The following is a 20,787-nucleotide window of genomic DNA, read 5'->3' on the forward strand; positions in this document are numbered from 1 at the left end:
CAGGGCATAGAAGACATCCTCGCACACGCCCTGTTTGCTCCAGCGGTTGGAAACTCCGGTCGATATCAGGACACAATGGTTCGCACAGCATCCCACGCCTGTTTGTTCGGTGCCAGCAAGAGGTGCCCCTGCGTTAGGGTAGGGGTATAACATCGGCCGTCGAGCAAAGCGGCATGGCCGCCGGCTTCCTGGTGGATCAGGGTTCCGGCAGCGTGATCCCAAGGCATAAGGCCCGCGTTCAGGGAGAAGTCCATGCTGCCTTGGGCGATGAGCCGGTATTCGTAAGCCGAGCAGCGGAAATTGGTGACGCGGGAAAAGGCGGTGCAGCGCCGGGCGAGGTCTTCTTGCCGGGAGCGGGCAAAGAGCGGGATCGCGACCAGACCGGCCATTTTCCCCACCGGCCTGCCGGCCCTCGCACGCAGCCGGTTTGCCGCTCCTAGGGGCGTATGCAGAAAGGCCCCCTGACCTTTGCGGGCGCGGATGGTTTCGCCGGTGAGCGGGTAGTGGATGGCTCCCGCTACCGTTTCCCCGTAGCGGGTGATCGCGACCATCATTCCGAACAGGGGAACACCATTGGCGAAGTTCCAGGTGCCGTCGATGGGATCGACGATGATGGTTGTTTCGGTCTCTCCAATAGCGTCGAGAACCGAGGCATCGCGCGCCACCATTTCCTCGCCTACAAAAAGAGCACCCGGTAGCAATTTGGCAAGTTCGCTCTGGAGAGCCCGTTCGGCGCCTTCGTCGGCATCGGTCACCAGGTCATCGACGGTCGTTTTGGTGCGTACCCCGAGACGCTCCAGGTTAAAGAAACCCGGCATGACGATGGTTTTTCCGACAGTGGTGACCGTGGAGCAGATGGCGTCCCAGAGAGTGTCGTCGAGCCCGGTCATGATGCGCGGGTTCCAAGGTACGCCTGCAGGGCTTCGGGTTCATCTGTCTGGATGACACTCACGCCGGTGGCGATCAACGTTCCCCAGATCGTGTCCGGGTCATCGAGCGCCAGGCTGTCGCGAAAGCCGCTGGAATTGACCGGGTCAAGGGTGTTGACCCACACCGATAGCCCGGCCTCTGCCAGGTCGGGGGCAGCGCCGGATAGGATATCAAGGTTCTCAAATTTGGTTTCGCAGATGAAGGCGCCGGATTTACCGACCCGTTCGGGAAGGGAAGCAAGGTTTGCGCGGGTGAAGCGGGCCATGGCCATGAAGGGGATGCCGCCATTGCCTGCCTGACGGCTCAGCCAGGAGAAGCCGGCCTCATTGTCAGTGCTGGCCTTGAGGTCGACCTCGCGCGCCACGCCCATTTCTTTGGCCAGATCGGCGACCTGGGGGAAAAGCGACATGTCCTTGAGGTCAAGGTCCACAAAGATGCGTCCGCGGATGGTTTCGAACACCTGCTTGAGACTGGGCACGGTATGCTCGGTCATTGCAACGGTCTCTCCGCCATTGCGCGTACGCAAGGTAGTCTTTTGCAGATCAGCCAAGTCAAATTCTTCGGGCTTGCGCGCAATGCCGGCCATGCGCTCCAACGTGTCGTCGTGCAGCACAAACAGTTCGCCATCGGCGCTTCGGCGCACGTCGATCTCAACGATTTCATATCCCTTGGCGATGGCTGCTTCGATGGCAGCGATGCTGTTTTCCGGGGCGCCATGCCACGCTCCGCGATGAGCGGCTATGGCGCATTTGCGATCGGGGGAGGAAATGAAATCCATATAATCTGACATTTAGCTGTCTTTCTTGGTGTTTGAGAGCGATTGGCCCGTCGCCGCATCGAAGATGTGAAGGTGTCGTTGCGGGAAATGGAGGGAAATTTCGGAACTGTGCAGCGCAGTCTCCTCGCCCGGTGCGGTAGCGATATTGACTGTCGTTCCCGAACCGAGGCGGGCCGAGAGCACCTCGTGCGATCCGAGATCTTCGCGATATGCAACACGGGCGGGGATGGGCGAGGTGCTCGTTTCGGCCGGGCCGATGCGAACGTCCTCGGGGCGGATGCCGACTATGACCTCGCCGCGCAGGTGCGAAGCCAGCAGCGCTTCGCCAGACGGCAGGCGGAGCATGGTGCCGTCGCCTTGCGCGGGGAGGATATTCATCGGCGGCGCGCCGATGAACTGGGCCACGAAAATCGAAGCGGGGCTGCGATAGACCTGTTTGGGGGTATCGAACTGCTCGATGCGGCCATTGTTCAGGATCAGGATGCGATCGGCCAGGGTCATGGCCTCGACCTGATCGTGCGTGACAAAGACAGTCGTGGCCCCGATGCGCCGGTGCAGATCGGACAATTCCATGCGCATGTCGTGGCGCAGTTTGGCGTCGAGATTTGAAAGGGGCTCATCGAACAGCAGCACCGAGGGTTCACGGATGATGGCGCGGCCGATGGCGACGCGCTGGCGTTGGCCGCCTGAAAGTTGGCTCGGGCGGCGGTCCAGATACCGATCGAGCGAGAGCATGGCGGCCACCGCGGCGACGCGCTCCTGACGCTCACCTCGCGGAACGTTGGCAACCTTGAGGCTGTAGGCAATGTTGTCCCGCACGCTCATATGGGGATAGAGCGCATAGTTCTGGAAAACCATGGCGCAGCCGCGGTGCTTGGGCTCGAGGTCCTGCACCTGCCTGTCTCCAAAGGAGATGGTCCCGCCCGAGACCTTTTCGAGGCCGGCCAGCATCTGCAGAATTGTTGATTTTCCGCAGCCGGAGGGCCCGAGCACGACCGTGAATTCTCCGGCGCGGAAGGTTGCCGAAAGGGGCGGATGACCTCGTTTGCATCATAGGATTTGGTCACCGCATCGAGTGTGATCGGGAGCGCGGCGGACTGCAGCGATCTTTCAAGTTCGGTCATCTTGTTATTTCTCCGACAGCGCGAAGCCTTGGACGATGTGGCGCTGCAAGAGCGCAACCATGAGGAGGGGAATGATGCAGACGGCGACGGCGCCGGCCATGATAAGAGGGTAGTCGGGTACATCACCGGAGGCATCGGGTGACAGCCGGGCGAGACCGACCACCGCGGTCTGCATGTCCGGCGTGGAAGACGAGAGCAGCGGCCAGAGATAGCTGGTCCAGCCGCTCAGGAACATCATGATGAAGAGCGCCAGTATGGGTGTTTTGCTCAGCGGCAAAAGGATGTCCCACATGAACCGCAGTGGACCCGCGCCATCCATCTTGGCGGCCTTGACCAGATCCTTTGGCATCGAGCGGAAATATTGCCGGAACAAGAAGGTGCCGGTACCCGTGGCCAGCAGAGGCAGGACCAATCCTACGTGGGTGTTGAGGATAGAAAGCTCCAAATAGGCCGGGTGACCCAGCGCGAGCTCAAAGATCTGCGTCAATCCCGTCAGATCGAGCAGGGCATTGAGCGGCGAGAAGACGTTTGAAGCGACCTGATAGGTGGTGATCACCCGGGTTTCGAGCGGGAGGAAGTTCGTCGCAAGGATCAGCGCAAAAAGCGCCGTGCCAAGGCGGGATTTGAAATAGACGATGGCGAAGGCCGCCAGGAAGGATAAGGCGCTGACGCCAACCGCATGCGTTAGTGCCACAAACAGGCTGTTGGCGAGCTGAATGGGTATGCGCGTTTCGGTGAAGACGCGGACGATGTTGTCGATCAACTGGTCGCCCGGGACGAGCGCCACCCCGTGGAGCAGCACGTAGTCGTAAGACTGGCTGGCGGTCATCAGGGTGATGTAAAGCGGGCCGAGGATGTAAAGTATGCCGAGGATCAGGACCGTTGTCGCGGCAATATTGATCGTGCGTGAGTTCTCGATCATTGCGGTTATCTTTCGTATTTGACGCCGCGCTCGAAGAGCACGAACTGGGCGAGAACGAAAATCAGAACGAGGACCATCAGTATTGCGGTCTGGGTGGCCGCCCCGGACAGGTCGTATCCCTGAAAACCGTCGACATAGATCTTGTAGACCAGCAGAGATGTGGCGCCGCCGGGCCCACCCTGGGTCATGCTGTCAATAAGGCCGAAGGCGGAAGTTATGCTCTCGGTGTATTCGAGCACCATGGCCAGAAACAGCTGCGGGCTGATCAGGGGAACCTGAATGTCCAATATGCGCCGCCATGGTCCGGCCCCGTCCATGGCCGCGGCCTGGTATTGCGCCTTGGGGATCGATTGCAGTCCGGCAAGCAGGATCATGAAATTAAATGGGATTCCGCCCCAGACATGGGCTCCGATCAGCATGGCGAAAGCGTCCGTACCATCGATACGCGGGTTCCAAAGTCCGGGAACCAAAGCATTGAGGGGGGCGAGCAATCCCACGAACGGGTTGAAGATGAAAAGGAAGATGACACCGATCGAGGCACCGGCAACCGCCTTGGGCCAAATCAGAACGTTGCGGGCCGGATGAGCGATGCGCACATGGCGATCAGCCGCAATGGCAAGGATCAGCGAAACCGAAACGGCAATTGTAGGGCCGATCACCATGAACAGCACGGTGCGCCATATCGAGGCCCAAAATTGGGAGTCGGACAGGACACGCGCGAAATTGCTCCATCCCACGAACATGGAGCCGCCGCCGAACGGACGTTCCAGAAAGAACGACCAGTAGAAGGCCTGAAAGACGGGAATGTAGAAAAACAGCGTGACCACTATCAGCATTGGGGCCAATAGCAGCAGCGGCAACCAGCGATGGTGAAACAGGCTCGACATTGAGAGTGTCCCGTCCGGCAGGGTGTGCGGGAAGGCCCCACACACCCTTATGGTTGAGGAAGATCGGTGAACCTTTAGGGCAAGGAGACGCCCTGGTAGGTTTGTTCGAAGCGGCGGAGCAGATCGTCACCGCGGGCCTTGGCGTTGTCGAGCGCGACCTGCATGGGCTGCTCGCCGTTAAAGGCCCTCTGGGTTTCTTCGATGAAGATGTCCCGGAACTGGACGTAGAAGCCGAGTCGGATGCCACGGCTGGCATCGTTGCCGGCCATGTCGAGCGATTCGACGCCCACGCGGGCGGTCGCGAACTCAGGCTCGTCGATGCGGCCATCGGCATCGAGCACATCGAGGGCGGCGTTGGTCACCGGCACATAGCCAGTCATGCGGGTGAACGCGATTTGCTGCTCGTCCTCACGCAGGAAGTCAAGGAACGTTTTGGCGGCTTCGATCTCTTCGTCCGAATGGCCCTTCATGACCCAGATAGAGGCGCCCCCGATAAGGGTGTTATAGCGCTGATGCCCGTCGTAAATTGGCGCGTAAGCGATTTGAACCGCATCGCCCAATGCCGCATAGGCGGCGCCATATGAGCCGGTCGAGCCCTCCATCATCGCGCATTCTCCGGCGTTGAACGCTGAAGTGTAGTCGCCTGCCCGCGTATCCTGTCCCAGCCGCAACAGGCCATCTTCGCGCCACGAAACGAGGTTTTCCATGTGCTGGGCGACCAAGCCCTCATTGAACACATATTCGGCATCGAGCCCTTCATATCCGTTGTTGCGCGAGGCAACGGGAACGCCATGTCGGGCCGAGAATTGTTCAAGGACGCGCCAGGGATGGCCGTCAGTAACCAGCGGACAATCCGAGCCGTTGTCCTTCAGCTTCCGGGCCACTTCGATTACGCTCTCGTATGTATCGGGTATCTCGGTTACCCCCACTTCCGCCAAAAGATCCATGTTGGCGTACATGATGAGGGTCGATCCGTTGTAGGGCTGGGAAAAGAGCGATCTGGTGGAGGTTTCATAGAAGGACCTGGCCCCGCCGATATAGGCGTCCCAGTCGACCTCGGGCATGATTTCTTCGATCGGAACAACGGCATCGGAAAGCATCAGGTCGAGGGTTCCTGCGTCGAAGAACTGGATCAGCACCGGGCTGTTGCCGGCCCGGTAAGCGGCGATGGCCTTCTGCATGCCGATTTCGTAGCTGCCCTGACCGACACAGGATACATTCACGTCTTCCTGGGAGGCGTTGAAGGCCTCGCAAGCCTGGAGAATAGCTTGCTCGGGCGTGCCGGTATTGCCGTACCAGAATTCGATATCGGTGGCTTGGGCGGTGCCCGCGCCAAGCGTCAGCGCCACGGACAGCGCCGTCAGTGTCGTCATTTTCATGGTATTCTCGCGATGGGGTTCAAAGAGCGCCGAGGCGCCTGGTGCGAGCGGGTTATTACACCTTGTGTGTAACAATGAGGTGACATTGCGCGAGCGGTCCTGCGACCAACGGCGCTGTTTTGTTTGATGTTCGAACCGTCTTGCCCCATTGTCGGTCTTCACGCAAACTGTGATTTGAAAGCATTTTTTGGGGAATGAATTGACGTATTCGCCTCGCGCCCTGATCTCGCCGGCCTTCCTGCGGCAACCGCCCAGCGAGGTGGTTTCCCCAAACGAACGCAATATCCTCAAGCTGATCTGGCGACAGATGGGCATTTCCCGATCGGAGCTGACGGGCAAATGCGACCTAACCCAGCAGTCGGTTTACCGCATCATCGACGGGCTGGTGGAGCGCGCGGTGCTCGAGATGGGCCCTCCCAAGGCCGGTGCCGGGCGAGGTCAACCGAGCCCCACCCTGCGTTTCAACAGCTGCTATGCCTATAGCGTTGGAATATCGGTCAACACCGATACCATGGGCATCTGTCTCATGAGCTTTTCAGGGCAGATCCTGGCGACCGACAATCTGGCGCTCCATGGAGTCGGGATGGATGCGGCGCTTGACCAGGCCGAGACAATCATAGCCCAACACATCGAACAGCTTGAACTCGATCCTAGCCGGTTGTTCGGCATCGGCTTCGCCATTGCCGGCTTCCGGGTTTCGGGCACACAGTACAATGCGCCTCTGCCGCTGCATGAGTGGTCGCTGGTCGAATTGGGACCATTGCTGTCGCGGCGCTTTAGCAGGCCGGTCTGGGTCCACAATGGCGCCAACACTGGCGCAGTGGCCGAAGCCATGTTTGGAGTAGGCCGCTATATCCGGGACTTCGCATATCTTTCCTTCAACTACGGATTCGGCGGCGGGCTGATCTGCGACGGGGAATTGCTTGTCGGCGGCAACGGCAATGCGGGGGAGTTTTCCGGCATGTTTCACAGGGATGAGAGTCCCGACCGGCCGGCTCTGCAATATCTGATCGAGATCTTGCAGAAAAACGGAGTGGACATTCCCTCGATCAGCTATATGCGCAGGCATTTCGATCCGTTCTGGCCTGGAGTGGATGCATGGATCGAACGTGTCGCGCCTATGCAGGCGCGGCTGGTGAACGCCATTGCGGCGGTGTTCGATCCTACTGCAATCGTTTTTGGCGGCCAGGTTCCGAGGGACCTCGCAGTCATGCTGATCGAAAAGTCCACGAGCTACGATCAGCCCCGCTATGGCGTTTATAAGCCGCGGCCCAAACTTATCGTTTCCGATATTGCCGACGATGCCTCTGCCCTCGGTGCTGCCGTAGCGCCGTTTAAAGCGGAGTTTTACTAGAAACACTCTGGGCGGCCCTCTTGTGAGCTGACCGATTCCATCCCTTTTTGAGTGCTGTAATGGTGTGGAGATAGGGGAACGCTGCTTTCAATCAGTGTAGCACGCAAGTGCTGGGTTTTAGACCGGCAACTCGTTCGATGCGGCTTGGCGCGCATTCCAAGCGCTCCACTCGCTGTCCTCGGCGATCATACCAGCGGCAAGACCTCCTCGCCTGACCTCGATCTGCAACCTCGACAAAACGTCCCATCCGACACCCCCGAAGCAGGGGTCAGATCATAGCATGATCAGGGGTTTTCACACAGCCTCTGGTCGGATGCAGCCATTGCACCACGTTGCATTGTTGCTGCCGAAGTAGCCTGCGATCGCGCCAAGCGTGGTGCCGATGATGACTGCAATGACGACTACGGCAAGGCCGGAAAACAACGACACTTGTGAGCCCACAAGGACAAGCGAGAAAATGTCCCGGCCCAACTCATTGGTCCCGACCAGGCACTCGGCGAGGGTGGTTGAAAGCGTGCTACAGTGTTGGTCACACCGACTACATGCTCGGGATGCGGGACGATGTAGGGTGCCAGGACTGCAATAACGATCAGGAACAGAACAATTGCTAGCCCGATAATTGACAGCCAGCTTTGCCGGAACCTGTAGAAGGCGCGCGACCAGTTCTCCAGACGCGCTGAGGGGTGCGGCGGACGGGCAGTATGGGATTGTTCGTTGTCATGAGTAGCGCATCTTGGGATTGAAGACCCCGTAAAGCAGGTCGACGATGAGCATGGTGACCAGATAGATGATCGCAATGGTCAATGTGACGCCGATGACCGGCATGAAGTCCTGTGTCAGGATCGCCTGCGTGGCGTAAAGTCCCAGCCCTGGCCAGTTGAACACTGTCTCCACCAACACTGTGCCGCCTAGCAGCCAGGAGACGTAAAGCCCAATCACCGTCAGGGTCGATGTCATGGCGTTCTTGAGAACATATTTAAAAAGGATCAGGCGGCTCGAAAGACCCAGCGCCCGCTCGGTCAGCACATAGTCCTGCTGAAGCACCTCGATGGTCCGGTCACGGCTTCAGGCGGCATTTCAATAAAGGGATAGGGTGCCGTCTGGTCGATGAGTGGGTCACAGCCATCGGCCTTCCATCATCAGACGACGGAACGCATTCCCTTCGAAGAACGAAAGCGGCCATGATCTTCAAGGCCACCGGTAACCTGCGTGCCATCCAGATCCTGCTCGGACACACCAAGATCGAGAACACTGTTCGGTATCTCGGTGTGGACATCGAGGATGCTCTGCTTCTGGCTGAACGGACCGAAATCTGAACGTGGAGCGGTCATTCGATCACAATGGATGACCGCTTCGCGAGGACGACCTTCCGACGACGAGCCTATTCGAAAGCGGGCGGCTGATCGTAGTGGCTGACCCAGTGAACCCAGACGGTAATGCCGGCCTGCTTGAGCTCTTCCATTAAATGTCGCGTGGGGTGACCCGGCGTCGTCACCTCGGCATAGATGTCGTCATCCAGGATGCGTACGCTTTGAAGCGAAGGCAGGTCGCGCAAGGCAGCGATATTGGAAACGTTGGTGCCGATATAGAGGTCGGCCAGTTGCCGCAACGAAGTCAGCAGGCCGATATCGACCGGAGATTGCATGGAGGCCACACCGAGTTCGCGCAGATTGGTGCAGTGTTCGATGCCATCGAGACTGACGATATTGAAAGTATCGTCCTCGCCATGCCAGAAGTGCCAGATATGATGGTAGATCATGCCACCACCATCGAGGTTAAGGCTTTCGAGGGCTGCCAGTTTTTCCAAATCAAGCGGGTAGTGCGCCAGATAATCGAGCACTTCGGGGACCGGCCTGTGCCCGGCAGGACGGACAGCAGCGCCACCCGCATGGCTTCGTATTTCGCGCGCTCAACACGCGCAGTCTTTGCCGGCTTGTTGGCGTTCTCGATTTCGATCTTGCCATCAGTTGCGGACATCGAGCACCCCTTCGACATAGTCGATCTTCGGTCGGCGAAACCCCATCGCGGCCCATGTACCGATCAGCCGGACGAAGAACCCAGCCGAATGCGCCTTGAGATTGGGCACGTCACGCGGCAGAGCCGATGGATCGTCAAGATCGCCTGCCATCGTTCGCAGTTGAAGCGGCGGAAGGCTGCCTTCGGGCCAGAGAGGGCCGTAGAGGTCGACCCAGTGGCCGTCGGTGAAGTCGAGGAATATCGGCGTATTGCAGCAGACCGCGACCACCCGACGGGTCTTGGTCTTCTCCGTCAGGCGGAATTCCCGCAGGTTGGCGGCCCCCCTGACGCACCGGACGCGGTCCTTGCGGTACATTTCCATCCGAGTGCCGCCCGTACCCTCCCGCAAACGCGGCGCGCCCGGCAGTGCCTCCATCACACCCGCAGCGGTCCGGCACGATGTGCACAGGCACTCGGTGCTCATGATGGGCGGGCTGTCCACCTCCATCTCGACCTCGCCGCAACGGCATTGCAGTTGTGTTGCCTTGCTCATGCTTCAACCACCTCGGATATGTTGAATAGACATCGGATGTACCGATCCAGATGATCGAGACTTTCGCGGGCAAGATCGGGGTCGTTACCGGCCTTGGCCAATACGAAGCCTCCCTGGATGACGGCCTGCGTATGGCGGGCAAGGCTTTCCGGCGTCCAGTCGCCCCGAATGCCACGGGCCCGCATGGCCGCCTCGAGGTCCGCCTCCAGCGTTGCGGCATGCCCGAATATGCTTTCGCCACAGGCCTCGCGAATATCGGACGAGGTGGCGTAGACCTCCTGCGCCATGGTTCCGACCAGGCAGGTGAATTCGGCGAGTTCGCCAACGATGATTGCCTTGCGGAAGGCCACATATGCCAGCACACGGTCCAGTGGATCGTCGGGCAGGTGGTAGGGCGCCGCCTCGAAAAACGCCGAGGTCGTGTCCGTCCAGAATTCGGCCGCTGCGACACCGAGGGCTTCCTTCGAGCTGAAATGATGAAAGAAGGCGCCTTTTGTCACCTCGGCCTGCTTGCACAGATCGTCAACGGTGGTGGCGGCAAATCCCTTTGCACGGATGATGTCCCGTGCTGCCTCAAAAAGGCGGGTGCGGGCATCGCCGCGTTCCGGGGAGAGTTTGGACGGTCTTGGCATAAGAATTACATACCATACGGTTGGTATGTAATTCAATCCCGTTCTTTCGATATATAGCGGCCCTTAGCAGCAAAAGTGCAATATGCGCTCCAAGCCGTCGATAGCGGATCGGCAACTTCGCGGTGGGAAGTGGACAGTCGGCTTTTCGGCGACTGAGCCGTTCAGGCAGCCTTGGCTTGCTTTAGCCATGCTGTTCATTGCGCTCGCTCGGCAGGCATGCTCGCATGCATTGCCGGGCGGCCAGGTTTCAGCGCGAGTGCACCTGCAGCAAGCACGATGGCCAACATCGCTGCGTTGTGCAGGTATTTGGGCAGTGGCTCTACCTCACCCAGCAGCGGGAAATAGGTGAAGGCCAAAACACCTCGACTGAGCAGATAACCGAGTGCAACAGCCGCATAGTGCGCCGGTGTCCAGGTAAAGCGAATTCTCGTCCAGATAACCATTGCCACGATTAGAATCGTCGAACCCAGCCCAACCGCCACGCCTAACCAGCCCTCTCCTGCAAACATGCTGGCGACGGCCACAATGAACGTCACCAGCAGCAACACCAGTGGGTCCACCTGTTCGGCCGATGCCAAATGTTTGCTCTCCACGCGGCTCCCGAGAACAGCAGCTCCGACCACGCACGCTCCAACAAGAATGCATGAAATCACCAATTGGCCTTGAGAGGCGCTTTGCGACCCCGGATCCGCCATGATCAGGGCGGACGAACCCACATAGAAAATGGCGGCAACGATCATTCCAAAGGGGCGCAGCCACGGAGCTTCCGCACGGTTGGGCCGCCAAGCTTCTGCTATTGCAATCGGCCCGGCGAAGCTGAAGATAATATGGCCGAGGATGAAATTGTAGGCGTTGTAGGCGCTGATGCCGAATGGCACGACGAAGGTTGCCGACCTGCTTTCTTCCCAGCCTGCATATCCGCCATACTGGTCTGCAAACATAGACTGATCGATGATGCATGCCTGGAGAATTCCGAGAGCGGCGCTGAGAAGCAAAAGGGAAGGCCAACCCCACCCCAGGCGTCGGGCCAACTCGCGAATAAGCAAGGCGGGCGCCCCATAAAGCGCCATGAAGAAGATCAAGCTGAAAAGAACGGCACCAATATTGCCAGTGCTGTCGGAGTATGCGGCCAGTAGCTCCGCACTAATGGCACAAAGAGCGGCGAGGGCAAAAACCTGCGCGCTGCCAAGGATCCATTTCTTCACGGGTCGCCGTCTCCCTTTATCGGCCCATTGCGCTTATGCGTTGGCAATGAGCCGATTAGCACAAACTCTCAGCAATGACTGGTTTCGGTGCGAAGAGCAACGTGGTCGAACGGCTGCAATGGGGTCGGAAACTGCCTTCCCGGCTCTCAATCGCTAAGAAGCGGTGATTTATCATCTCACCCAGTGGGTGCGGCAATGCAGGGCAGACTTCATTCGCTCGGAACCGAGACGGCAACGCACTGGCGACCGTTCATGGATGGAGCAATCCATTTGGGACTGCGCGCAGCACACGAAATTCTGAATGCCGAAGGGTAGTTCCGGTTACGCCATGCGGCTCGCAACTATCCTTTAACGAGTTCGGGAAACCTCTTGCGGACCACTGGTGCAATCGCTTCGCTTCCATGGTGGCGCACGAGATGCGTCGTTAGCCCTTTGAGGACATTGCGCTGGTGCAAAGGGCGCTGGAATTGCCTGGCCGATATCCGGAACAGGTAGTCGGAAAACCGCTGGGCCTTGGCCACAGGCATGGCGGCAAGCACCTGCTCGAGGGGCTCAGCAAGGCGCTTGGCTTTTGGCGAGATGAAGAACAAGCCCAAGCTGGTCTGCGCACGCGGCTCGAGATCGTAAAGCTGTACCGCCAGGTGCTCAAGGGGGCCGCGTCTGTCGTCCGCCATCATGGCGACAGCCTTGAGGATCACCAGATAGATGTGGAACTGCGAGTTCTTCTCGGCCAATTCGATCGCCTTGTCATAGAGGCCTGCAGCCGCATCGATCTCGCCTCGGCTGGCGGCGATCTGGGCCTTCATGGAAAAGCTGGCGGCAAAGGCTGTGCTTTGGCCGAACGCTTCATCGGTCAGCCGCGCAGCGAGATCGAGAAATCCCCTGTCGATAAAGCGCACCAGCTTGGCAATGGCGAGCAGCAGATCAGGATTGCCATGGGCATCGGGCAAGGCGCGCAACGCCAGCGCTTCGATCTCGTTCTCGAGCGCGGTCCAGTCGGCGCCTGAGAGTGGCGGGGTTTCCCCAAGGCTTTGCAGCAGCCGCGTATAATGGTTGAGCGCCAGCATGACGGCGTGGCGCGGATTGGTCTTGTCGGCCTGGTAGGCCGCTTGCAGGCGCTTTGCGTTTTCCTTCCAGCTTCTGGTGTCGTCGGTGAGCATCATGGCCGCGTCATGAATGCGCAGATGCGCCGGCCGGTCGGTGGGGTTGGCCTGGTTCCCGGCGATATCGGCTTCATGGCGCCAGAGCGTTTCTGTGATGACGCTTGCCAGCGCTCTGGCCTGATCCGCGCTTTTGTCCGTTCTGGGCGACCAGGCCCGGCGAAACCGTTCAATCACCTGCAATGTCCGGCCCTCGCGCAGGACAAGCGCCAGATGCAAAATGTCGGCGTCCGCATGGGCGCTGACCTCGAGGGTGAAATCGAGCCGGTCACCCATCGCGGCCTGGTGGTGAGGGCAGATAAGGATTTTACGGTTCCCATCCAAAACCTTGCCGATCTCGTCCTTGAGCTGATCGGAAAAACCACTGGCGAGTGCCTGCAGGTCTGCATGCCCGAAGATGGGCCCGATGAGCAGAAAACCGCTTAGCGGTTCGCTGTTGACCGGATTGGGCGCCCAATAATAGCCCTCGCCGTATTGGGTGACGATAAAGCGTGCGGCGCGGGCGCTGTCGCCCAACCGGCTGCGCAAGCGATTGATGAGATAATCGACATTGCGCTCGGTCAGGCTGGCTTCGCTTCCACCCAGCGCTTCGAGCAATTGCCCGCGGCTCACGAGGGCTTGCGGTTCCCGGACCAACCGCAACAGCAGCGCGCGCTCCTGGCGGGTAAAGCGGATGGTGCGACCATCGTCATGCTCGGCGCTGAGCATGTCGGGGTCAAAGACCAGATCGTTATAGCGCACCATGATTTCCACTGCCCCCAGGAAAGCCGAAACAGATCAATGGGTAACCCGGTGCGCTCCCGGATGTCCAATCCGGCCCGCCTGTAGAACGTCATTCCTGAGGCAGGGAAATTTTAGAAAGTCAATTCCGCCGAAATGGCCGAATCCGGCTCAACCAAATACTGGTGCGAGAGTGTTTTGCTACAGTCCCCTCAAATTTGAATCGCAATGCGGGTTGCAACTCGGAAACGACAGCCCGTGCTGTGTGTCTGAGGCGACATGAGGGGGCCGCGCAATAATGGGCTGGACTGGTTTTGGAGAGCGACCGGCAGGAGCGAAAAGGGACGGGCGAGCGTTTCTGGCAATCGTTGGGACATGGCTGCTGATCGCATTTGCCACCGTTGTGGCCAATGTTGGCCTGACAGGTGTTGGCCGCGAGGCGCATGCTCAGTCTTTGTCGGGCCCGGGGGACGACGGCGAACCTGGCAGTGAGGGAACGGCAGGAGAAAATCCGGATCGTGCCGAACCAGGTTCGGCAGATGACGATGAGGATGGTGCGGACGGCATCGATGGACCTGACATCGGGGGAGATGGCACGGACGGACAGGAGGCTGGAGCAGGTGTTTCACCCGATACTCCGGACTGGGGCAGCACGGTCGTTCCTCCTACTGCAACCGTCGGCGGTACGGGCGGCCAAGGCGGCAACGGTGGCCGAGGCAGCTCGGGGCAGGATGGTGGTTATGGCGGCAACGGTGGCAACGGTTCCGGCGGTAACATGGGACGTGACGGTGGGGCTGGAGATGACGGAACGAACGGAGGAATTGGGGGTGACGGTAGGGATGGAGGCCATGGCGGGAATGGTGGCACCGGAGGCGCAGGCGGGTCGGCGGCAGGCGTGGCCAAAATAACAGACAACGGAGACTACACCATCCCCTTAGATTCGCATGGTCATCGACAGCTCCTGATAGGGGGGCGATGGTGCGGCAGGCGGGGCTGGTGGAATCGGCGGTTCGGGTGGCTACGGTGGAAACGGCGGAAATGGCGGCCGCGCTGGAAACGGCGGCGACGGCGGCGACGGCGGATATTTCTGTACCACCTTCTCATGCACAGGCAGAGCTGGCGGAAATGGCGGCAATGTAGGTGACCCCGGCTACGGTGGAAACGGCGGAAATGGCGGAAATGGCGGTGATGGAGGCGTCGGTGGCGTCGGCGGCGCCGGAGGGTCGAGCGTCATCATCAGCGCCTCTGAAGTTACGCTAACCAATACAGCGGGAATATGGGGTGGCGCCGGCGGCTCTGGAGGTGTGGGAGGAGCAGGCGGCAACGGCGGGCATGGGGGCAATGGGGGCAATGGGGGCTACGCCGGTGACGGCGGCGACGGCGGCAACGGCAATTTCGTCGAAGGATCGTCAGGCTCAGCCGGCTATGGAGGCTATACCCGAAATCCTGGTGGCAGCGGCGGAAACGGCGGAAATGGAGGCGAGGGCGGTGATTCGGGCCCCGGCGGCGAGGGCGGCGAGGGCGGCTACGGTATCATCACGACCGATACAAACCTTGTTCTTGAGAATTTCTTCTATGTTGCAGGCGGCGACGGCGGCAACGGCGGCGACGGCGGCGCTGGGGGCGGCGCAGGGATCGCAGGATCGGGTGGTTCGGTTGGCAATGGAGGAACGCCCGGTATGGCGGGATGGGACAAGAACACAGGGTCAGATGGTCCAGCTTCAGGGCCCACAAATCCCGGCTTAGGCGAAGGTGGTAATAACGGAACCGCCGGTGCCCCGGGCAACGCTATCGGGGATGGGGGAGACGGAGGCGACGGTGGTACGGCTATTTGGACCCAAGACGTCCATATCATCAATACCAAAGGCGATAGCCGAGGATCAGGTTTGATTGCCGGCGGGGAGGGCGGCAACGGTGGGCGCGGAGCAGCTCTTGCGAGCGCGGATGGCAATGGCGGCGATGGCGGCGACGGCATTTACGTCTCGGGCACACTCGACTTGACCAACACCGGCCAAATCCTCGCGGGTGACGGTGGCAATGGCGGCCCAGCCGGGAGCCTGAGCGGAGATGGAGGGCACGGGGGGCACGGCGTCTTTGTGGGCGGAAGTGAGGGCGTATCCATTGTCAACGGCGGGGAGATTACCGGCGGAGACGGCGGAGACGGCGAAGAAGAGGGCGGCGGTGGCGCTGGCGTCTACGTGGATGGGAGTGAGGACCTATCGCTTGCCAATCATGGGACGATCATGGGCGGCGATGGCGGAGACGGTGGCGCAGGTGTGGTGTCTTTTGGAAACGCAGACATAATCAATGCCGGCACGATCATCGGTGGCCGCTCTGCTGACGGCGAGCGTACTGCCTCGGTTGTTCTTCTGAGTGGCACCAACAGCCGCCTGGAACTGCAAGCCGGCTTCAGTTTCTCTGGAAATGTCCTGATGTTGAATCTATGGGGAGGCGAGGCAACCGGTACGCTTGCTCTTGGCGGGGATACAAGTCCCGAGGATGCTTTTGACGTCTCGAAAATAGTGGCTGAGGCAACGCTCGGGTCAAGTGACGAGTATGTTGGCTTCGCTGCTTTCGAAAAGACAGGCGCCAGCACGTGGACCCTGTCGGGCGCTACAGACGCGATCACACCTTGGACGTTGAAGGACGGCACATTGTCAGTGTCCTCTGATGCCAGTCTCGGCCATGAGGATGGCATGCTGACCTTCAATGGCGGCAGGCTGGCCACGACAGAAAGCTTCGTCAGCGATCGTGCCGTCACTCTGGATGCAGCGGGCAACCTCGACGTGGCGTCTGGAACGGAACTCGGTCTGTCCGGCGTGATTGCGGGCGATGGCGATCTGATCAAACAGGGCGAGGGAGTCCTGGAGCTCTCGGGGGACAACAACGATTACGGCAACACGCTTGTCGCGGCCGGAACTCTGACCGGAAACGCCGCCGCGATCTCGGGCAATATCGGCAATGCAGGAACTGTCGTGTTCGATCAGGCAAGCAATGCCAGCTTCGCCGGTGACATTGCCGGCCTCGACGGGACGGGCGGCACAATGATCAAGCAGGGTGCGGGCACGCTCACGCTCGACGGCGCCTCCGCGCTCGATTGGACGGTTGACCACGGCGGGCTGACGACCGGGGCCGGTCGGTTTGCCGGCGACGTGGCGATCGGGGCCGATGGTGCCCTCACCTTCGAGCAGGAGACCGACACGGCCTATGGCGGAACGTTATCGGGCAACGGGCTGTTTTCGCTCGATGGCGGCGCCACGGTGCTGCTGACCGGGGATAGTTCCGGCTTTTCCGGAATAACCAACATCGCGGGCGGCACGCTATTGGTGGGTGACGCGGCTGGCAATGGCACGCTCGGCGGCGATATTGATGTCCGCGATGGGGCGACGCTTGGCGGTTCTGGTACTGCCGGCTCTGGCGCCGGATCACTGGTGACTGTGGCTTCGGGCGGCACGCTGGCGCCGGGCAGTTCCATCGGCACGCTGACGGTGGATGGTGATCTCGTGTTCGACGCCGGCTCGCGCCTTGCCGTCGAGGTCAACCCCGAAGGTTCAGACAGCGATCTCGTCGAGGTCACGGGCAACGTCATGCTCGATGGCGGATCGGTGGCCCATATCGGTGCGACTGGCGACTACGATATCCGTTCCGCCTATACGATCCTATCGTCGGGAACGTTGGACGGAGAATTCAACAGTGTCACCTCGGACTTCGCCTTTCTTGATCCCAGCCTGCTCTATGACCGTGACGCGGGCACCGTCGCTCTGGAGCTGGAACGCAACGACATCGATTTTGCCTCCGTTGCGCTGACTCGCAATCAAAAAGCCACGGCCGCAGGGATCGAGAGTATCGGGTTGGATGCCGGTCACGCCGTCTATGACGCCATCGCCCGGCTTACCGACGACGAGGACGTGATACGCGCCAGCTTCGATGCGCTCTCGGGCGAGATCCACGCCAGTGCTCAAACCGCGCTGATCGAGGACAGCCGCTTTGTCCGCAACGCAGCCAATGACCGCATCCGTGCGGCGTTCGGCGATGCAGGCGCCGACTATGCTCCCGTGCTGGCCTATGGGCCGGGCGAGACACCTGTTTTGGTCTCTGCCGATCATGACGGGCCGGTCTTCTGGTCCTCCGGCTTCGGCTCCTGGGGCTCGACCGACAGCGACGGCAATGCGGCCTCGCTTGACCGCTCCACCGGCGGACTGCTGATCGGGGCCGACACCACGGTTGGCGACTGGCGGGTCGGCATACTGGGGGGCAACAGCCAGTCGCGCTTCGACGCCGAGGATCGCGCCTCATCGGGATCGAGCGATAATTATCATCTTGGGCTTTATGGTGGCACCCAATGGGGCGAAATCGCATTCCGTACTGGCGCTGCCTATACCTGGCACGATATCGACACCAACCGCTCAGTCTCCATTCCCGGACTCACCGATAGTCTCTCGGCCGATTACGGCGCCGGCACCTTCCAGTTCTTCGGCGAGCTTGGCTACGGCATCGATCTGGATCAGGCCACCAGGCTGGAGCCCTATATCAACCTGGCCCATGTGCATCATTCCCGCGATGGCTTTACCGAGCAGGGTGGCGCCGCAGCACTTTCCGGCGATAGCAGCACAACCGATGTGACCTTTACAACCCTTGGCGTGCGGGCAGAGCATAGCCTTGAACTCGGCGAGGCAGACGCCACTCTGCGCGGTATGGTCGGCTGGCGACGCGCCTTTGGCGATATTACGCCGCAAAGTACCTTGACCTTATCAGGCAGCGACGCCTTCAACATTGCCGGGTCGCCCATCGCCAGGGACAGCGCAGTCATCGAAGCTGGACTCGATCTGAACCTGACGCCGGAAGCTAGCTTCGGCATCTCCTATCAAGGCCAACTCGCCTCTGATGCCTACGATCATGGGTTTAGGGCAAACCTGAACGTCCGATTCTAGGCAGGTTACGCGCATGAGGGCATGGATTAAGGCCTCAAGGTCATGCTGGACACCCAAGTCTGTGACATCGAGCGACGGATTGAAAGTGTCATCGCACAGGAAGAGAACTCCGCCACCAAAGCAAAGCTCCTGCAATCCATTCCCGGCATCGGTCCGGTTTCCGCGGCAATGCTGATCGCAGAAAAAATGCCGGAACTCGGTATGACGGCAGGCGAGGCCGCAGCTATGACAGGCCTCGCCCCGGTGTCTCACGATAGCGGAACGATGCGGGGTACGCGCGCAATCGCAGGAGGACGGAAGGCGCTGCGCCATGTGCTATTCCAGGCCGCACTCGCAGCTGCCTGTCACAACCCAGTTCTAAAACCGATCGCAAGACGGCTCAAAGAGCGGGGAAAGCCCCACAAACTCATTATCGTGGCCATCACCCGCAAGCTGATAACCATCGCAAACGCCATCCTTAAAACGGGCAGACCATCGCAGCCGCAGATCGGCTCATAGACACAGTTGCTAGAGACGCTTGCTGGAGAGAACCTCGAACGTGTGGTTTAGCGTTGAGAGTGAACGGTCGTAGTCGGCCAACGCCAGGGAAGCGATGAGCGTATCGACAATCGCAAGCTGGGCAATGCGGCTCGTCATGGCCTCGGTGCGGAAGTGGGTCTCGCGGGCCAGCGTGTTGAGCACGATATCGCTATGAGCCAGCAGCGGTGATTTGCCGAAATTGGTGATCGCGATGGTCGTTGCGCCTGCCTCCTTGGCGAGCTGGGTCGCTGTGAGGGTCTCGACCGTGCTGCCCGAGTGGGAGATGGTTAAAACTGCTACGTTGGGTCCAGCCAGTGATGCCGTGATGGCCTGGACATGACTGTCCACCGTCGCGCGCGAATTGATGCCAATGCGCAAGAGCCGGTAATTGGCGTCCTCGGCAATCGGCGCGGCAGAGCCGATACCGAACACCTCGACGCGTTGGGCGCCCCTTATCGCTTCGACAGCTCGATAGAGCGCTTCAGGATTCAAGGCCTTATGAGTGTCCTGGAGTGCCTGCAGATTGGAATGAAAAATCTTATCGATGACGGTTTCGGTATTATCGCCGCGCGCGAGATCTTCGTGGATGAATTGGATGGGCTGCACGAGATCGCGCGCCAATGAGAGTTTAACTTCTTGGAAACCGCGCGCTCCGAGCTGTCGACACAGGCCAATGACGCTGCCTTCGCTGGCACTGGCGCCCTCGGCAACCTCGGTGATCGACATGTGAACCACATCCTGCGCGTTTTCGGTAATGAAAACAGCGATACGCCGCGCGGTGGGAGGGAGGCCGGGCACCAAGGCTGCCAATCGGTCGAGAACGCCACTGAGCGAAGGGTTGGTCTTGGGCGATTGGCTCACGAGTCCATCCTAAACCGCTTGGGACAAGCGCTTGAAACTGGAGCGCACATCGCCATTCTCCACAAGGAAAAAGCGCATGCCGAGGCGTCGCGCACCCACCCCGTCGGTTTGCGCGTTGTCGCCGATCATGACCGCGCTAGACGGCGAAATTCCAAGCTGCCGGCAGGCAGCGAGAAACAACGTGGGTTCGGGCTTACCGACGATCTTGTGATCGCGGACGCCCGCGGCCGCCATGATCGCTTCGGCCAGCGCGCCAGCTTCGGGAACGGGTGTGCCGTCAGATCCGGGGTGACTGGTATCGGGACAGGCAACGATCAGCCTTGCCCCTGCGTGAACGGCGGCCGCAGCCTGCGCCAGGCGCTGATAGGTGAACAGGCGGTCGCGGGTCACAAGCACGGTGTCGACGTTCTCTTCGGCAAGCTCGAGTCCTTGCTGCAGTGCATATGTCTTTATGGCGGCGCTGCCCAGCAAATGCAGACGCGATCCGGGCCAGGTGTCCGCGATCATATCGATCGCCGCCGTTCCGGCCAGGACGATTCTGTCGGGCGCAATAACCAGGCCGAGGCGCGTAAGGCGCCGGGAGAGCTGGAGGGGAGTGTGCTCACTATCGTTGGAAACAAGCATGAACCGGTCGGCGACGGCTTCGAGCAGCCAGCCTGCATCGGGAAACAGGGTGTCGCCGGTGAGCAGGGTGCCATCCATGTCGATGAGATAGCCCGAAGCTTGTGGGATCGATGCTGTCAAAATGATGGCTCCAAGGCAATTCCCGTCCTTGTAATTGAGGAAAGCTCAATATGTCAACATCATATTTTGAGTGAAATTCATTGTACTGTCATGGTGCGGCGGTATCGGTCCGATAACCAACGCCGGAGATGC

The 20,787-nt window shown here is 60.1% G+C and carries 20 protein-coding genes and 2 pseudogenes; 6 read left to right on the top strand and 16 right to left on the bottom strand.

Translation table 11 applies throughout. From position 1 onward, the window contains the following. Positions 1-65: 65 nt before the first annotated feature. From NO934_RS16845 to NO934_RS16870, 6 genes and pseudogenes are all read right to left on the bottom strand, one after another. Entirely contained in the window at positions 66-890 is an 825-nt protein-coding gene (locus NO934_RS16845) for an inositol monophosphatase (protein WP_309161143.1), read from the bottom strand. Then, complete coding sequence (locus NO934_RS16850; protein ID WP_309161144.1) at positions 887-1,720, bottom strand: glycerophosphodiester phosphodiesterase family protein; 834 nt, start codon at positions 1,718-1,720, stop codon at positions 887-889. The genes NO934_RS16845 and NO934_RS16850 overlap by 4 nt, the downstream gene beginning before the upstream one ends. Next, positions 1,721-2,832: pseudogene (locus NO934_RS16855) on the bottom strand (ABC transporter ATP-binding protein). A 4-nt stretch (positions 2,833-2,836) separates the two neighbouring features. Beyond that, positions 2,837-3,754 (bottom strand): ABC transporter permease subunit, encoded by a 918-nt coding sequence (locus NO934_RS16860; protein ID WP_309161145.1) that lies wholly within the window; start codon positions 3,752-3,754, stop codon positions 2,837-2,839. Positions 3,755-3,759: 5 nt separating this feature from the next. Then, positions 3,760-4,641: a sugar ABC transporter permease gene (locus tag NO934_RS16865; RefSeq protein ID WP_309161146.1), complete on the bottom strand. Its 882-nt coding sequence runs from the start codon at positions 4,639-4,641 to the stop codon at positions 3,760-3,762. A gap of 74 nt (positions 4,642-4,715) precedes the next feature. Beyond that, positions 4,716-6,020 (bottom strand): extracellular solute-binding protein, encoded by a 1,305-nt coding sequence (locus NO934_RS16870; RefSeq protein ID WP_309161147.1) that lies wholly within the window; start codon positions 6,018-6,020, stop codon positions 4,716-4,718. Between the two features lie 199 nt (positions 6,021-6,219). Between NO934_RS16870 and NO934_RS16875 the strand changes: the two genes are divergently transcribed. Next, entirely contained in the window at positions 6,220-7,374 is a 1,155-nt protein-coding gene (locus tag NO934_RS16875; protein ID WP_309161148.1) for an ROK family transcriptional regulator, read from the top strand. 401 nt (positions 7,375-7,775) lie between these two features. Here the strand turns inward: NO934_RS16875 and NO934_RS16880 are convergent, their stop codons facing one another. Both NO934_RS16880 and NO934_RS16885 read right to left on the bottom strand, forming a co-directional pair. Beyond that, positions 7,776-8,171: a hypothetical protein gene (locus NO934_RS16880; RefSeq protein ID WP_309161149.1), complete on the bottom strand. Its 396-nt coding sequence runs from the start codon at positions 8,169-8,171 to the stop codon at positions 7,776-7,778. Beyond that, entirely contained in the window at positions 8,092-8,418 is a 327-nt protein-coding gene (locus tag NO934_RS16885; protein WP_309161150.1) for an ABC transporter permease, read from the bottom strand. Before NO934_RS16885 ends, NO934_RS16880 begins: the two co-directional genes overlap by 80 nt. 53 nt (positions 8,419-8,471) lie before the next feature. Here NO934_RS16885 and NO934_RS16890 point away from each other — a divergent pair. Then, positions 8,472-8,690: pseudogene (locus NO934_RS16890) on the top strand (tyrosine-type recombinase/integrase); the annotation flags it as partial. Positions 8,691-8,755: 65 nt separating this feature from the next. On the opposite strand, the gene NO934_RS16895 reads toward NO934_RS16890, so the two are convergent. The 6 genes from NO934_RS16895 to NO934_RS16920 all read right to left on the bottom strand — a co-directional run bounded on the left by NO934_RS16895 (position 8,756) and on the right by NO934_RS16920 (position 13,624). Next, positions 8,756-9,214, bottom strand: a complete 459-nt coding sequence (locus NO934_RS16895; RefSeq protein WP_375143262.1) for a hypothetical protein — start codon at positions 9,212-9,214, stop codon at positions 8,756-8,758. Further along, complete coding sequence (locus tag NO934_RS16900) at positions 9,130-9,351, bottom strand: DUF6958 family protein (RefSeq protein ID WP_309161152.1); 222 nt, start codon at positions 9,349-9,351, stop codon at positions 9,130-9,132. Before NO934_RS16900 ends, NO934_RS16895 begins: the two co-directional genes overlap by 85 nt. Further along, complete coding sequence (locus NO934_RS16905; RefSeq protein ID WP_309161153.1) at positions 9,338-9,883, bottom strand: hypothetical protein; 546 nt, start codon at positions 9,881-9,883, stop codon at positions 9,338-9,340. The genes NO934_RS16900 and NO934_RS16905 overlap by 14 nt, the downstream gene beginning before the upstream one ends. Beyond that, the gene (locus NO934_RS16910; RefSeq protein ID WP_309161154.1) at positions 9,880-10,515 is read right to left on the bottom strand and encodes a TetR/AcrR family transcriptional regulator; all 636 of its coding nucleotides are present in this window, start codon (positions 10,513-10,515) and stop codon (positions 9,880-9,882) included. The genes NO934_RS16905 and NO934_RS16910 overlap by 4 nt, the downstream gene beginning before the upstream one ends. Before the next feature lie 194 nt (positions 10,516-10,709). Further along, positions 10,710-11,720, bottom strand: a complete 1,011-nt coding sequence (locus NO934_RS16915) for a hypothetical protein (RefSeq protein ID WP_309161155.1) — start codon at positions 11,718-11,720, stop codon at positions 10,710-10,712. A 341-nt stretch (positions 11,721-12,061) separates the two neighbouring features. Then, a complete protein-coding gene (locus NO934_RS16920) occupies positions 12,062-13,624 on the bottom strand; it encodes a winged helix-turn-helix domain-containing protein (protein WP_309161156.1) in 1,563 nt (520 codons plus the stop codon). Between the two features lie 683 nt (positions 13,625-14,307). Here NO934_RS16920 and NO934_RS16925 point away from each other — a divergent pair. The 4 genes from NO934_RS16925 to NO934_RS16940 all read left to right on the top strand — a co-directional run bounded on the left by NO934_RS16925 (position 14,308) and on the right by NO934_RS16940 (position 19,029). Next, the gene (locus tag NO934_RS16925; RefSeq protein ID WP_309161157.1) at positions 14,308-14,508 is read left to right on the top strand and encodes a hypothetical protein; all 201 of its coding nucleotides are present in this window, start codon (positions 14,308-14,310) and stop codon (positions 14,506-14,508) included. Positions 14,509-14,575: 67 nt separating this feature from the next. Beyond that, on the top strand, positions 14,576-14,740 hold the full coding sequence (locus NO934_RS16930; protein ID WP_309161158.1) for a hypothetical protein: 165 nt from the start codon (positions 14,576-14,578) through the stop codon (positions 14,738-14,740). Between the two features lie 164 nt (positions 14,741-14,904). Beyond that, positions 14,905-18,531, top strand: a complete 3,627-nt coding sequence (locus tag NO934_RS16935; RefSeq protein ID WP_309161159.1) for an autotransporter domain-containing protein — start codon at positions 14,905-14,907, stop codon at positions 18,529-18,531. 42 nt (positions 18,532-18,573) lie between these two features. Continuing rightward, positions 18,574-19,029, top strand: a complete 456-nt coding sequence (locus NO934_RS16940; RefSeq protein WP_309161160.1) for a transposase — start codon at positions 18,574-18,576, stop codon at positions 19,027-19,029. A 9-nt stretch (positions 19,030-19,038) separates the two neighbouring features. Here NO934_RS16940 and NO934_RS16945 read toward each other — a convergent pair whose 3' ends face one another. Both NO934_RS16945 and NO934_RS16950 read right to left on the bottom strand, forming a co-directional pair. Beyond that, the gene (locus NO934_RS16945; RefSeq protein ID WP_309161161.1) at positions 19,039-19,911 is read right to left on the bottom strand and encodes a MurR/RpiR family transcriptional regulator; all 873 of its coding nucleotides are present in this window, start codon (positions 19,909-19,911) and stop codon (positions 19,039-19,041) included. Positions 19,912-19,920: 9 nt separating this feature from the next. Further along, on the bottom strand, positions 19,921-20,655 hold the full coding sequence (locus tag NO934_RS16950; protein ID WP_309161162.1) for an HAD-IA family hydrolase: 735 nt from the start codon (positions 20,653-20,655) through the stop codon (positions 19,921-19,923). Positions 20,656-20,787: the final 132 nt, after the last annotated feature.

This window comes from Pelagibacterium sp. H642, from assembly GCF_031202855.1.
GTDB lineage: Bacteria > Pseudomonadota > Alphaproteobacteria > Rhizobiales > Devosiaceae > Pelagibacterium.

What these genes read in the sequence shown, in the direction of transcription:
- NO934_RS16845 (WP_309161143.1), bottom strand. Translation starts at nt 890, where the DNA reads ATGACCGGGCTCGACGACACTCTCTGGGACGCCATCTGCTCCACGGTC.
- NO934_RS16850 (WP_309161144.1), bottom strand. Translation starts at nt 1,720, where the DNA reads ATGTCAGATTATATGGATTTCATTTCCTCCCCCGATCGCAAATGCGCC.
- NO934_RS16860 (WP_309161145.1), bottom strand. Translation starts at nt 3,754, where the DNA reads ATGATCGAGAACTCACGCACGATCAATATTGCCGCGACAACGGTCCTG.
- NO934_RS16865 (WP_309161146.1), bottom strand. Translation starts at nt 4,641, where the DNA reads ATGTCGAGCCTGTTTCACCATCGCTGGTTGCCGCTGCTGCTATTGGCC.
- NO934_RS16870 (WP_309161147.1), bottom strand. Translation starts at nt 6,020, where the DNA reads ATGAAAATGACGACACTGACGGCGCTGTCCGTGGCGCTGACGCTTGGC.
- NO934_RS16900 (WP_309161152.1), bottom strand. Translation starts at nt 9,351, where the DNA reads ATGTCCGCAACTGATGGCAAGATCGAAATCGAGAACGCCAACAAGCCG.
- NO934_RS16905 (WP_309161153.1), bottom strand. Translation starts at nt 9,883, where the DNA reads ATGAGCAAGGCAACACAACTGCAATGCCGTTGCGGCGAGGTCGAGATG.
- NO934_RS16910 (WP_309161154.1), bottom strand. Translation starts at nt 10,515, where the DNA reads ATGCCAAGACCGTCCAAACTCTCCCCGGAACGCGGCGATGCCCGCACC.
- NO934_RS16920 (WP_309161156.1), bottom strand. Translation starts at nt 13,624, where the DNA reads ATGGTGCGCTATAACGATCTGGTCTTTGACCCCGACATGCTCAGCGCC.
- NO934_RS16930 (WP_309161158.1), top strand. Translation starts at nt 14,576, where the DNA reads ATGGTGCGGCAGGCGGGGCTGGTGGAATCGGCGGTTCGGGTGGCTACG.
- NO934_RS16940 (WP_309161160.1), top strand. Translation starts at nt 18,574, where the DNA reads ATGCTGGACACCCAAGTCTGTGACATCGAGCGACGGATTGAAAGTGTC.